General features: G+C 55.2%; 14 protein-coding genes and 1 pseudogene. 9 read left to right on the top strand and 6 right to left on the bottom strand.

From position 1 onward, the window contains the following. Positions 1 to 64: 64 nt before the first annotated feature. The 3 genes from lipB (at position 65) to lipA (ending at position 2945) form a co-directional block, all read left to right on the top strand. Complete coding sequence (gene lipB / locus OHJ17_RS18100; RefSeq protein ID WP_002894472.1) at positions 65 to 709, top strand: lipoyl(octanoyl) transferase LipB; 645 nt, start codon at positions 65 to 67, stop codon at positions 707 to 709. Positions 710 to 902: 193 nt separating this feature from the next. Next, on the top strand, positions 903 to 1799 hold the full coding sequence (locus OHJ17_RS18105; protein WP_009308180.1) for a YbeF family transcriptional regulator: 897 nt from the start codon (positions 903 to 905) through the stop codon (positions 1797 to 1799). Positions 1800 to 1979: 180 nt separating this feature from the next. Beyond that, on the top strand, positions 1980 to 2945 hold the full coding sequence (gene lipA, locus OHJ17_RS18110; RefSeq protein ID WP_002894467.1) for a lipoyl synthase: 966 nt from the start codon (positions 1980 to 1982) through the stop codon (positions 2943 to 2945). Positions 2946 to 3135: 190 nt separating this feature from the next. Here lipA and tatE read toward each other — a convergent pair whose 3' ends face one another. Together tatE and OHJ17_RS18120 are read right to left on the bottom strand one after the other, a co-directional pair. Continuing rightward, positions 3136 to 3342: a twin-arginine translocase subunit TatE gene (gene tatE / locus OHJ17_RS18115; RefSeq protein WP_002894464.1), complete on the bottom strand. Its 207-nt coding sequence runs from the start codon at positions 3340 to 3342 to the stop codon at positions 3136 to 3138. A gap of 242 nt (positions 3343 to 3584) precedes the next feature. Continuing rightward, a pseudogene (locus OHJ17_RS18120) lies at positions 3585 to 4363 on the bottom strand (deaminated glutathione amidase). Between the two features lie 89 nt (positions 4364 to 4452). On the opposite strand from OHJ17_RS18120, the gene crcB reads away from it, so the two are divergent. Continuing rightward, positions 4453 to 4836, top strand: coding sequence for a fluoride efflux transporter CrcB (crcB, locus tag OHJ17_RS18125; protein WP_002894459.1), 384 nt, complete (start codon positions 4453 to 4455; stop codon positions 4834 to 4836). Between the two features lie 67 nt (positions 4837 to 4903). Here the strand turns inward: crcB and cspE are convergent, their stop codons facing one another. Both cspE and pagP read right to left on the bottom strand, forming a co-directional pair. Further along, on the bottom strand, positions 4904 to 5113 hold the full coding sequence (gene cspE, locus OHJ17_RS18130; RefSeq protein ID WP_002439184.1) for a transcription antiterminator/RNA stability regulator CspE: 210 nt from the start codon (positions 5111 to 5113) through the stop codon (positions 4904 to 4906). A gap of 194 nt (positions 5114 to 5307) precedes the next feature. Beyond that, the gene (gene pagP / locus OHJ17_RS18135; RefSeq protein ID WP_004183399.1) at positions 5308 to 5826 is read right to left on the bottom strand and encodes a lipid IV(A) palmitoyltransferase PagP; all 519 of its coding nucleotides are present in this window, start codon (positions 5824 to 5826) and stop codon (positions 5308 to 5310) included. A 338-nt stretch (positions 5827 to 6164) separates the two neighbouring features. On the opposite strand from pagP, the gene dcuC reads away from it, so the two are divergent. From dcuC to uspG, 4 genes are all read left to right on the top strand, one after another. Next, the gene (dcuC, locus tag OHJ17_RS18140) at positions 6165 to 7538 is read left to right on the top strand and encodes an anaerobic C4-dicarboxylate transporter DcuC (protein ID WP_012068448.1); all 1374 of its coding nucleotides are present in this window, start codon (positions 6165 to 6167) and stop codon (positions 7536 to 7538) included. A gap of 92 nt (positions 7539 to 7630) precedes the next feature. Continuing rightward, positions 7631 to 8428, top strand: a complete 798-nt coding sequence (gene rna / locus OHJ17_RS18145) for a ribonuclease I (protein WP_004176884.1) — start codon at positions 7631 to 7633, stop codon at positions 8426 to 8428. Positions 8429 to 8606: 178 nt separating this feature from the next. Beyond that, entirely contained in the window at positions 8607 to 9017 is a 411-nt protein-coding gene (rnk, locus tag OHJ17_RS18150; RefSeq protein WP_002894404.1) for a nucleoside diphosphate kinase regulator, read from the top strand. Positions 9018 to 9204: 187 nt separating this feature from the next. Further along, positions 9205 to 9633, top strand: a complete 429-nt coding sequence (gene uspG / locus OHJ17_RS18155; protein ID WP_002894401.1) for a universal stress protein UspG — start codon at positions 9205 to 9207, stop codon at positions 9631 to 9633. A gap of 76 nt (positions 9634 to 9709) precedes the next feature. On the opposite strand, the gene ahpF is transcribed toward uspG, so the two are convergent. Continuing rightward, complete coding sequence (ahpF, locus tag OHJ17_RS18160; RefSeq protein ID WP_004142378.1) at positions 9710 to 11275, bottom strand: alkyl hydroperoxide reductase subunit F; 1566 nt, start codon at positions 11273 to 11275, stop codon at positions 9710 to 9712. A gap of 187 nt (positions 11276 to 11462) precedes the next feature. Continuing rightward, on the bottom strand, positions 11463 to 12026 hold the full coding sequence (gene ahpC / locus OHJ17_RS18165; RefSeq protein ID WP_002894394.1) for an alkyl hydroperoxide reductase subunit C: 564 nt from the start codon (positions 12024 to 12026) through the stop codon (positions 11463 to 11465). Positions 12027 to 12437: 411 nt separating this feature from the next. Between ahpC and dsbG the strand changes: the two genes are divergently transcribed. Next, complete coding sequence (gene dsbG, locus OHJ17_RS18170; RefSeq protein ID WP_032432799.1) at positions 12438 to 13187, top strand: thiol:disulfide interchange protein DsbG; 750 nt, start codon at positions 12438 to 12440, stop codon at positions 13185 to 13187. Positions 13188 to 13293: the final 106 nt, after the last annotated feature.

Genomic DNA, 13293 nt, shown 5'->3' on the forward strand with positions numbered 1-13293 from the left:
CCCTTCTGCACGGCTGTGATATACTCCCCAACCTGAATTCTCTCTTCCCGGCGGAGATGTTGTTTTGCAGCACAATAAAATTCTTATCCGGCAGCTTGGCCTGCAACCTTACGAACCCGTCTCGCAGGCGATGCATGAATTTACCGACGCCCGTGATGAAGATACCCTCGACGAGATCTGGCTGGTGGAACATCACCCCGTATTCACCCAGGGTCAGGCCGGCAAAGCGGAACACGTGCTGGTGCCCGGCGATATTCCGGTGATCCAGAGCGATCGCGGCGGCCAGGTCACCTATCACGGTCCGGGACAGCAGGTGATGTACGTCCTGTTGGACCTCAAGCGCCGTAAGCTGGGCGTGCGGGAGCTGGTGACGCTGCTGGAGCAAACGGTCGTCAATACCCTGGCTGAATATAGTATCGAGTCGCACCCCCGCGCCGATGCCCCTGGCGTCTATGTCGGCGAACGCAAAATCTGCTCCCTGGGATTGCGGATCCGTAAAGGTTGTTCTTTCCACGGTCTGGCGCTTAATATCGCCATGGATCTCACACCGTTTCTGCGTATCAACCCCTGCGGCTATGCCGGTATGGAGATGACGCAAATGCGCCAGTGGCAGCCGGCAGCCTCCCCGGAGACGGTCGCTCCGCGACTGGTCGCCAATCTGCTGGCGCTGCTAAATCATCCACCACACGAATATCTTCCCCGGGATTAAGCGGCAGGCCAACGTCCCGCTGTCAGCGGGGCGCTAAACGAGTAACACGTTATTTTTGCAATCAATTGTCACGCACGGCAACGCGGTGGGCCGCTATACTTGGCCTATCATTCCCAACCGGACTCATCGCGTGCCAGAGAATACGCCTCCGTCAGAATCTCCTGACAGACAGGATGAACGTTACGATCGTCAAATGTTTCGCATCCTGCGTAATATTGACCTCAATCTGTTGACGATCTTTGAAGCGGTATACGTACATAAAGGTATCGTCAACGCCGCGAAGATACTCAATATCACACCGTCGGCGATTAGCCAGTCAATTAACAAACTGCGGGCGTTGTTCCCCGATCCGCTATTTATCCGCAAAGGACAGGGCGTCACCCCCACCGCCTATGCCACCCATCTTCATCAATACATCAGCCGCGGCATGGAAGCTTTCCTCAGCGCGCTGGATATCACCGGTAGCCCGCACCAGCAGCGGGTGATCACTATCGCCACTACGCCAGCGATGGGAGCGCTGCTGATGCCTGGCCTGGCCAGCGCGCTGAAGCCGACCTTTCCGCAGATCCTGTTGCACAATATCGCCATCGTCGACGCCGCGCGGCAGCTTGACCAGCGCCAGGTGGATCTGCTCATTGATACCCACCTGCACAGCGGCCAGGCGATAAGCCATCATGTGCTGTATCAGGATCGGGTACAGATGTACTGCCGCGCAGGGCATCCCGCGCTGGACGGTCCGCAGGATGAAACGACCCTCGCGGAGTACGAATTTGCGCTGCTGCTGCCGGAAGGCCAGCGCTACCCCACCCTCCATCGCCGACTACAGGAAGAGATGGGCGAGCGCCGCTGCGGCTTTAGCACCTTTAACCTGATGACCCAGGCGGCGATGATCGCCGGGAGCGATATGCTGGGTCTGACCACCGAACGCCTGTTCGCCATGGTGTCCCGTCTCTGGCCGCTGCAGACCCTGGATTTCCCTTCCCTGGGTGGAGAGCAGATTGACGTTGCGCTGCACTTTAATAAGCTGAGCGGGAAAGAGCCATTGCTGAAAGAGATCATCGAGACGGTGATCCGCTCGTTTAAGGCGTAGCGCACGGAAGGGAAAAGGATAAAACAACAACTATTTTACAATTTGCCGGGCAGGCAGGCTGCTTTCTGCCCCTTTTCAATGGTATACTGCCTGCTCTTGATTCAAAAATAGTTGATAATTGCAACATTTCATTGAATTAATTCGCTTTCCTTCGTGACTCGCAACTGGAACACGCACGCTATGAGTAAACCCATTGTGATGGAACGCGGTGTTAAGTACCGCGACGCCGATAAAATGGCCCTTATCCCGGTGAAAAACGTGGCAACTGAGCGTGAAGCTCTGCTCAGAAAACCGGAATGGATGAAAATCAAACTTCCGGCAGACTCGTCCCGTATCCAGGGAATCAAAGCAGCGATGCGTAAGAACGGCCTGCACTCTGTGTGCGAAGAGGCCTCCTGCCCGAACCTTGCAGAATGCTTCAACCACGGTACCGCGACCTTTATGATCCTCGGCGCGATCTGTACCCGCCGTTGCCCGTTCTGCGACGTCGCGCATGGACGCCCGGTCGCGCCAGATGCAAACGAGCCACAAAAGCTGGCGCAAACTATCGCCGATATGGGTCTGCGCTATGTCGTAGTCACCTCGGTAGACCGTGACGACCTGCGTGATGGCGGCGCACAGCATTTTGCCGACTGCATCAGCGCCATTCGCGAGAAAAACCCGTCGATTAAGATCGAAACGCTGGTTCCGGATTTCCGCGGCCGCATGGATCGCGCACTTGATATTCTGACGGTGACCCCGCCGGATGTCTTCAACCATAACCTCGAAAACGTGCCCCGTCTTTATCGTCAGGTACGTCCGGGCGCGGATTACAACTGGTCGCTGAAGCTGCTGGAGCGTTTTAAAGAAGCGCACCCGGAGATCCCGACGAAATCCGGCCTGATGGTAGGTCTGGGCGAAACCAACGACGAGATCATCGAAGTGATGCGCGACCTGCGTCGCCATGGCGTCACCATGCTGACGTTAGGCCAGTATCTGCAGCCGAGCCGTCACCACCTGCCGGTGCAGCGCTACGTCAGCCCGGAAGAGTTTGAAGAGATGAAAGCGGAAGCGATGGCGATGGGCTTCACCCACGCCGCCTGCGGTCCCTTCGTCCGCTCTTCCTATCATGCCGACCTGCAGGCTAAAGGGATGGAAGTTAAATAACCCACCGCTTCCGCCGCTGCGCGCCTGTTCGGCGCAGCGGCTCTCTCCGCTTCATCCGTTTCGCCTGTCCGTAACAGTTAGTTGCATCTTTTCTCCGCGGCGTCGACAAAAACGACAAAGGCCGCAACGATAAACGTCGCGGCCTCTTCGCCGTACCGCCAGCATCCCGTCAGGAGACGCAGCCGGAGAATTACTCTTTATGAGAGAGCTTCTGCGCCGGCGCTTCTTCTTCTGCGGTGGTTTTCTTCGCGCTATCGTCATCTTCGTTCATGGCTTTTTTAAAGCCCTTGATAGCCGACCCCAGGTCGCCGCCCAGCGTACGTAATTTCTTGGTACCAAACACTAAGATAATCAGTGCTGCGACTACCAGCAGTTTGGTAATACTAATCTCACCCATAGCTAACCTTCTTCTCTATACAAGCTGCGAATACGCCATCATACACGCATTTATCCGTCCTATTGTAATCCACCTGTGCGTGGGCTGCGTGTTTCGGCCCATAGCCTCCCCTCCGGGAGTGAGCGCTGAGATGTCCATCCTGACGTGCACAGCGAATTATTGGGATAAACAATACGGGTATTTGACGCGCGGACACAATAGCAATCTGTAACAAGGTGAATCAAGCCTTGTTTAAAAAAACGTCATAATAATTGCGGTGGCGCAAATCGTCGGTTCCGCAGCACTGGCAAACGCTCGCGAACGCGCGCAAGGTCATCCGCTGAGAGATCGGCAAAGATCAGCTGCGGCTCGCTCCCGGCCCCCGCCAGAGTGGTCCCCAGCGGATCGACGATGCGGCTCAGCCCGATATTGCGCGTTCCGCATTCGCCTGCCGCCACGATATAGCAGGTAGTATCGAGAGCGCGTGCCGCCAGCAGCGTCGCCCAGTGATACTCTTTCTGCGGCCCTTTCACCCATGCAGCGGGCAGCACCAGCAGCTGTGCCCCATTCAGGGCCAACGAAAGCGCCAGTTCCGGAAAGCGAAGATCGTAGCAGGTCATCAGGCCAACGCGTAATCCCGCCACCTCAATCACCGGCGGGATCTGCTGACCGGGATCCACCCGCCGGGACTCCTGCATCGCGAAGGCGTCATATAGATGAAGTTTGTGATAATGGGCGATCACTGCGCCTTCCCGTAACACCACCAACGTGTTGGTCGCTCTCCCCTCCCCTGACGGCACATGGAGCGTCAGGACCGTGGTCAGGCTGTTACGCCTGCTCTCGGCTGCAAAAATGCGCCATCCAGCGGCTGGGCCGATTTAACTGACAGATCCGGGTCGTTGTCATCCCGCGCCAGCAACGCCTCCGGCAGCACCAGCAGTGCCGCCCCTTCTCGCTCCGCCTGCTGCATCATCGCCACACAGGTTTGCGCATTCGTCCGCCATACTGGCGTGACGGCAAATTGTCCTGCCGCTACCCGCATGTTCTTCTCCCGTCAGGTTATGGATAGCCAATCGCGCCCGATGCGCGCTACACTTGACACTCTCTTACATCAAATAGCAGGAAACGACCGTGTTTCAACTTCTTTGCGCCGTTTTTATTGGCGGCGGCACCGGCAGCGTATTGCGCTGGTGGCTCGGCATGAAGCTCAATCCTGTGCACCATGCTATCCCGATTGGGACTCTAACGGCCAACCTGTTAGGCGCCTTTGTGATTGGCGCCGGGCTGGCGTGGTTTAATCGTCTGACCGGTATTGACCCGATGTGGAAACTGCTGATTACCACCGGTTTCTGCGGCGGCCTGACCACGTTCTCCACCTTTTCTGCGGAGGTGGTGTTTCTCCTGCAGCAGGGCCGGGTAAGCTGGGCGCTGCTCAACGTCGCGGTGAATTTGCTGGGTTCGTTTGCGATGACGGCGGTCGCCTTCTGGCTTTTCTCGCAGGCGGCCAGCCGCTAAAAGCGAAGGAGACAGGCAAAAAAAAACCCGCTTATTAGCGGGTTTTTATATTCTACTGACGCGTTGCTTACAGAGCGATGACGTTTGCAGCAGAAGGGCCTTTGGCACCGTTAGTGATTTCGAACTCTACGCGCTGACCTTCAGCCAGAGTTTTGAAACCGTTGGACTGGATTGCAGAGAAGTGTACGAATACATCTTTGCTGCCATCTTCCGGAGTAATGAAACCGAATCCTTTGGACTCATTAAACCACTTAACGTTACCTTTAATCTTAGACATCAAAATTACCTTTATATGAAAAATCGACACTAATGCTGTGTCGGGTATCAGTACACCAATTGTGGTACCTTTTGTCCAGTGCAACTTTGCTAAAAAGTGATAAAAGTCGCTATCTTTTTTAGTGGGTAACGCTTTAGTCCTTGTTTTTGCACAAGACCTTCCGCTTATCTCATTTATTGCTAAGACTTAGCGAATTAAAACTGGAAGCGCGCCCAGGCGAAGTAAACGTTACCGTTATTGTAGGTGCCGGGAATATAGGTCATCTGGAAAGTTGCCGGACCGTAACCTATTGACGCCAATGGCAAGATCACCGGGATCGGGATGTAGTTCCAGTTATCGCGCGCCGTGACGCCGAGGGTATAGCCAAGGCCGAGGTGGAAATTCTGGTCCGTCAGCGGGCGCCAGGTTTTCTCCCACCCGTAGCCGCCGATGGGCTCCCACTTATTAAAAGAGTCTTTAAACGCCATCAGGTACAGGCCATGCCAGTTCCCTTTCTCATCCCAGCGCGAGACGCCGAAACCTGCCCCCCACGGACGTTCGTTATACTTATCGGTTTTTTCCTTGTCATAGGCAAAGCGCGCATGCCAGGTGATGGCTGGAACGTACAAATCATAGTGCTCCGGCTCATTCCAGGTCTGCGCTACGTTATTACTTAAGGTATGGTAACCTTCGCTAAGGGTCGATGAAAACGACGCGCTGGCGTTTCCGGACACCAATAACCATCCTAAAAAACCAAGAGAAAACAATGAAAAACGACGTAACATCAACACTTTTCTATTACCACTTTGATTTAAAAACCACCTAAAATAGCAAAGATAATCTCAATGCAGGTTGAACGAAATAAGGCAAACTCCTGATTTTCGCCCGCTGTCCATCAGAACGGCTTAACTATCCATCTGGTGATTATATCCAGGCGTGACGGGGGACGTGTAGTTCTTATCGCTTTATTGATTTGCATCAGCGAGTTTTGTCCGTTTTTTCGGCACATTCGCACATTAAAATTTGGTGTGGTGCTTTTTAGCTACATATTCTTTGGGTTTAGGGGTAATAAATGCTGACGTTTATTGAGATCCTGATAGGGATCGTGGTCATTGTGGGCGTAGCCCGCTATATCATTAAAGGCTACTCGGCCACCGGGGTGCTGTTCGTCGGAGGCTTAATCTTACTGATCGTCAGCGCCCTGCTGGGACATAAAGTGTTACCGGGTAATACCGCGAGCACCGGCTATTCCGCTACCGATATTATTGAATACATTAAGATTCTACTCATGAGCCGCGGCGGCGATTTGGGTATGATGATCATGATGCTGTGCGGCTTCGCCACCTATATGACCCATATTGGCGCCAATGATATGGTGGTCAAATTAGCGTCGAAGCCGTTGCGCTATATTAATTCGCCCTATCTGCTGATGATTGCCGCCTATTTTGTCGCCTGCCTGATGTCGCTGGCCGTCTCCTCCGCGACCGGCCTTGGCGTACTGCTGATGGCGACGCTGTTCCCGGTAATGGTGAATGTCGGTATCAGCCGCGGGGCCGCCGCCGCCATCTGCGCCTCACCGGCGGCGATTATCCTCTCGCCAACCTCGGGTGACGTCGTCCTGGCGGCCAAAGCCGCTGAAATGCCGCTGATCGACTTTGCTTTTAAAACCACGCTGCCGATCTCCATCGCGGCCATTATCTGCATGGCGATCGCCCACTTTTTCTGGCAGCGCTATCTGGATAAAAAAGAGCACATTTCTCACGAGATGCTCGATGTCAACGACATCACCACCACCGCCCCGGCGCTGTATGCCATTCTGCCGTTTACCCCGATCATCGGCGTGCTGATCTTTGACGGTAAATGGGGGCCGGAGCTGCACATTATCACCATCCTCGTTGGCTGCATACTGCTGGCGGCGATCCTCGAGTTCCTGCGCGGTTTCAACACCAAAAACGTCTTTAGCGGGCTGGAAGTCGCCTACCGTGGAATGGCCGACGCCTTCGCCGGCGTAGTGATGCTGTTGGTTGCCGCCGGCGTCTTTGCCCAGGGGTTAAGCACTATCGGCTTTATCAACGGTCTGATCTCAATCGCCACCTCCTTCGGCTCGGCCAGCATTATTCTGATGCTGGTGCTGGTGATCCTGACCATGCTGGCGGCGATGACCACCGGTTCCGGTAATGCCCCGTTCTACGCCTTTGTTGAGATGATCCCCAAGCTGGCGCACTCCTCCGGCATCAATCCGGCCTACCTGTCGATTCCGATGCTGCAGGCTTCTAACCTCGGCCGCACGATATCGCCCGTCTCCGGGGTGGTGGTCGCCGTTGCCGGGATGGCGAAGATTTCCCCATTCGAAGTGGTCAAGCGCACCTCAGTGCCGGTGCTCGTTGGCCTGCTGGTGGTGATCGTTGCTACTGAAATCCTGGTGCCCGGCAGCGCGCTCCACTAATGGTCTAACCACGCGAAAAGGCGCCAGCGGGCGCCTTTTTTATGCTTTAATAACTCCCCGTTATCTTTTGCCATCCATAATCAGGAATAAAAATGTTCAGGAAGGATTTCGCCGCGATTGCCCTTGTGCTTACCGCCACTCAGGCCGGTGCTGAACCGCTCACCGCGACGCGATACGCTGATTTTGACCGCTACGTCCTTGCCCTCTCCTGGCAAACCGGATTCTGTCAGAGCATGTATGACCGCAATCGCAACGAACCGGAAGAGTGTCGCCTGCAGCAGGACACCGCGAATAAAGCCGACTTTCTGACCGTGCATGGCCTGTGGCCCGGGCTGCCAAAGTCCATTGCCGCGCGCGGAGTGGATGAACGTCGCTGGATGCGCTACGGCTGCGCCACGCGTCCGGTGCCCAACATGCCGGAGGTAAAAGCGAACCGCAAATGCCAGGCGGCGGAGACCGGACTGTCGCTGGAGATGGCCAATAAACTTAATAATGTGATGCCGGGATCGGGCGGCACCTCCTGCCTGGAACGCTACGAATATGCCAAACATGGCGTCTGCTTCGGCTTCGATCCCGACAGCTACTTTGGCGCCATGGTGCGACTAAACGGTGAAATTAAGCGCAGCCCGGTGGGGGATTTTCTCGCGAAGCACTATGGCCAAACGGTCAGCCGCGCCGACTTCGACGCCGCCGTGGCCCGCGCCTGGGGTCCGCAGAGCGTGAAGGCGTTTAAGCTAACCTGCAACGGTAATCCGGCCTATCTGACGGAGATGCAAATCTCGCTCAACGCCGCGACCATCAACGCCCCGCTGGCCACTTCCGCTTTTCTGCCCCAGCCTCACCCGGGTAACTGCGGCGCACAGTTTATCCTCGATAAGGTTGGCCACTAGCGTAAAGCGGGATGCTGATTGGAAAACACCGTCCGCCGGATGGTGTTGCACGCTGAATGTGCGTTTCATCACTTCAAACTGCCGGCAACTCTCAGTATGATGGTAGGACCTTAACCCTTGCCCCTTTCGGCGAGGGTTTTCTTTTACGGACAGGTTCCTGGATAACATGGAGTATGCAATGACCAGACCCGCAATCATCATTAATGAACTGGATGCCGAACGTATCGACAGGCTGCTGGAGCAGCCGGCTTTCGCCAACTCACCGGTTGCCGATGCCCTGAATGAGGAACTCGACCGCGCGCAAATGCTGGCCCCGGAAGCGATGCCGCATGATGTCGTCACCATGAATAGCAGGGTAAAATTCCGCGATTTAACCAGCGGCGAAGAGCGCGTGCGGACGCTGGTGTTTCCGTCACAGGTGACCGACAGCGCCAGCCAGCTCTCCGTCCTCGCGCCGGTGGGCGCCGCGCTGCTGGGCCTGAAAGTCGGCAGCACCATTCACTGGGAGCTGCCGGGCGGCGCATCGACGCACCTGGAAGTGCTGGAGCTATTGTACCAGCCGGAAGCCGCTGGCGAATTCCACCGCTAATCCCTGCTGCCTGAGGCGTTTCGCGCTTTATTCAGAGGATGTCCATACATCCTCTTTCTGCTGTTCCTTCCTCGCTAACCTTTTTTTACGCTTTGCACCTGCCTGACTGACAGTTTTGCGACCTGAATGACACTATATCCGCATATAATATGTTGATATAGACGCAAATGAACAAGGAGGATTGCATATGTATAAGACTATCATTATGCCGGTTGATGTCTTTGAGATGGCGCTGAGCGATAAAGCCGTCCGGCACGCGGAGTTTCTGGCCCAGCAGGACGGGGTGATCCATCTGCTCCACGTCTTACCGGGTTCCGCGAGCTTTACCATGAGCCGTTTTACCGCCGACCTGCGGCGGTTTGAGGAACATCTGCAGCATGAGGCGGAGACTCGCCTGCAGACGATGGTCAGCCACTTCAGCATTGACCCGTCTCGTATCAAGCTACATGTCCGTTTTGGCAGCGTGCGCGATATGGTCAACGAGCTGGCCAGCGAAATTAACGCCGACGTGGTAGTTATTGGCTCACGCAATCCCTCCATCAGTACCCACCTGCTCGGCTCCAATGCCTCGAGCGTGATCCGCCATGCCCATATCCCGGTAATGGTCGTCAGGTAAGAATGACGAAAAGAGCATAAAAAAAGAGGCTACCCCTGGGTAGCCTCTTTGTTATGCAGGTCTATTGTCTGACTTGTTATGCGGTTTTCGTGCGGATCAGGTAGTCGAAAGCGCTCAGCGACGCTTTTGCCCCTTCCCCTGCCGCGATAATAATCTGTTTGTACGGCACGGTGGTGCAATCGCCCGCGGCGAACACGCCTTTGACGTTGGTTTCGCACTTCGCATCGATGATGATCTCGCCCATGCGGTTGCGCTCAACGGCGCCTTCCAGCCAGGTGGTGTTAGGCAGCAGGCCAATCTGGACGAAGATCCCCGCCAGCGCGACATGATGCTCATCGCCGCTCACCCGGTCACGATACTGCAGACCGGTGACTTTGCTGCCATCGCCTTTCACTTCCGTGGTCTGCGCATTAAGAATGATGTCGACATTCTTCAGGCTGCGGACTTTATCCTGCAACACCTGGTCGGCTTTCATCTCTGGGGCAAACTCCAGCAGGGTTACGTGCTCCACTACGCCCGCCAGGTCAATGGCGGCTTCCACGCCGGAGTTGCCGCCGCCGATTACCGCTACGCGTTTGCCCTTAAACAGCGGACCATCGCAGTGAGGGCAGTAGGTCACGCCCTTGGTGCGATACTGTTCTTCGCCCGGCACGTTCATATTGCGCCATTTCGCCCCGGTGGCGATGATGACGCTACGCGCCTTGAGCACCGCGCCGGAGGCGGTTTCGATCTGATGCAGGCCGCCCTCTGTCGCCGCCGGCGTCAGTTTGGTCGCACTCTGGGAGTCGATCACGTCTACGTTATAGTCATTGACGTGCGCTTTCAGCGCGCCTGCCAGCTTCTGGCCTTCAGTTTTCGGCACCGAAATATAGTTTTCGATATCCACGGTATCCAGCACCTGACCGCCGAAGCGTTCGCCCATCAGGCCGGTACGAATCCCTTTACGTGCAGAGTAGACCGCCGCCGCCGCGCCGGACGGGCCGGAGCCAACGATCAGTACATCGTAAGCGTCACGCTGATTCAGCTCTTCCGCTGCGCGTTTTTCCGCACCGGTATCCACTTTGGCGACGATTTCAGTCAGCGTCATCCGTCCCTGACCAAACTCCTGACCGTTCATGAACACCGCTGGCACGCCCATGACGTTACGCTCGGTGATCTCATTCTGGAAGGTCCCGCCGTCAATCGCCGTGTGTTTGATGCGCGGGTTGAGCACCGCCATCAGGTTCAGGGCCTGGACCACGTCCGGGCAGTTATGACAGGAGAGCGAATAGTAGGTTTCGAATTCGAAATCGCCATCAATATCGCGGATCTGCTCCAGCAGCGACTGGGCCTCTTTCGACGGATGACCGCCGGTCCACAGCAGCGCCAGCACCAGCGAGGTAAACTCGTGGCCCAGCGGGGAGCCTGCAAAACGCGGGCCCTGGTCGGAACCTGGGTTAGTAATCAGGAACGAGGGCTTACGTACCGCGAGCGTGTTGTCTTCTTTAAAGGTGACTTTGTCTGACAGTTCAGCGATTTCAGCCAACAGTTCCTTGATTTCTGCCGATTTAGCGCTGTCATCCAGCGTGGCAATCAGCTCAACAGGCTTGGTCAGCTTCTCAAGGTAGGCCTTGAGCTGGGTTTTCATGTTGGTGTCGAGCATTGTTATCTCCTGGGCTTAAAACATCATCATGCAAGCGGCCTCGTCAGGCTGCCTGAATGCGCTTGCATCATGGTGTTGGAATAAAATGGGCGCGAAAGCGCCCATTGATTGCCGGGTGGCACGCCGTTTACCCGGCCTACGATGTTGTAGGCCCGTGCAAGCGTAGCGCCGCCGGGCACAAACAGACTTAAATCTTACCGACCAGGTCCAGAGACGGAGCCAGTGTCGCTTCGCCTTCTTTCCATTTAGCCGGGCAGACTTCGCCTGGGTGAGAAGCAACGTACTGCGCCGCTTTGATTTTACGCAGCAGGTCAGACGCATCACGGCCGATACCTTCAGCGGTAACTTCGATCGCCTGGATGATACCCTGCGGGTCAACCACGAAGGTGGCACGGTCAGCCAAACCTTCATCTTCACGCATATTGTCGAAGTTACGGGTCAGGGCGCCAGTCGGGTCGCCGATCATCGCGTATTTGATTTTCGCGATGGTTTCAGAGCTGCTGTGCCACGCTTTGTGGGTGAAGTGGGTATCGGTAGACACAGAGTAAACGTCTACGCCCAGCTTCTGCAGTTCTTCGTAATGGTCAGCCACGTCGCCCAGTTCGGTCGGGCAGACGAAAGTGAAGTCAGCCGGATAGAAGAAGAAGACGCTCCAGCGGCCTTCGGTGTCTTTCTCGGTGACTTCGATGAATTCACCATTTTTGAATGCCTGGTTTTTGAACGGTTTGATTTTGGTGTTAATTAAGGACATCTATACTTCCTCCGTGTTTTCGTTGAGGTCTAAGTTAACGAATTTTTCCTGACCCGACCAATGCGTTTACATTATCGAATCAATAAGCGTTATCTAACAACCGGAACAAGACAACTCTGTGAACCTGTCGACGCGTTCAGCGCTGATCGCTTTTTTTCGCATCATTTGCCGCGACAAAAGTAAAAAGGCCACCCTTTCAGGCGGCCCCGTTACCTGAAATACCCGAAGGTAGGTTCAGCGCCAGTCAAACTGGCTATGTGTTGCGCTCTACATTACCTTAATGTAACAGCATTCAGGATTACATCACCCACGCCAGCAAAGGGCAATCCGTCATTCTGCTGATCTTGCCTATGACTGTGATAGGTTCGACAATCGTTTTGCCCTTTCCTGCTGATTTTACAAGGAATATTCATGTTAAAGCGTCTTCTCTTGCTCAGCCTTTTTCCGTTATGCAGCCAGGCGGAGGAGCTCCCCGCTCCGGTAAAAGCGATTGAAAAACAGGGCATTACTATTATAAAACCCTTTGAGGCGCCGGGGGGAATGAAAGGCTGGCTGGGCAAATACCAGGACATGGGGGTCACCATCTACCTCACGCCGGACGGCAAACATGCCATTTCCGGCTATATGTATGACGAGAACGGCAACAACCTCAGCGAGCAGTTGTTTCAAAAAGAGCTCTACACGCCGGCAGGACAGGAGATGTGGAAGAAGATGGCCAGCGCCCACTGGCTGCAGGATGGCAATAAGGACGCCCCCATCGTGTTGTATGTCTTTGCCGATCCCTTCTGCCCCTACTGTAAACAGTTCTGGCAGCAGTCCCGCCCCTGGGTGGAAGCCGGTAAAGTGCAGATCCGCACCCTGCTGGTGGGGGTGATCAAGCCCGAAAGCCCGGCCACCGCCGCCGCGATTCTGGCCACCAAGGATCCGGCGAAGACCTGGCATGATTATGAGCAATCGAATGGAAAAATGGCCCTGACGATCCCGAAAGCTATTCCGCCGGAGAAAATGAAAATGCTCAACGTCAACCAGCAGCTGATGGACGATCTGGGAGCCAACGTGACGCCGGCGATTTATTATATGAATAAAGATAATATGCTGCAGCAGGTGGTCGGCCTACCGGATAAAGAGAAACTGCATATTATGATGGGTGAAAAAGAGTAATTCCATCCCGCAGTGGCGCCTGGCGGAAGCGACCGCTGGCGCCACCGTCGACGATAAGATATATTAAGCAGAACTTAACTGTATTTGCCAATAATTAAATTCACAC

It is taken from the genome of Klebsiella sp. KP20-425-1, from assembly GCF_025813515.1.
In the GTDB taxonomy this organism is placed as follows: domain Bacteria; phylum Pseudomonadota; class Gammaproteobacteria; order Enterobacterales; family Enterobacteriaceae; genus Klebsiella; species Klebsiella pneumoniae.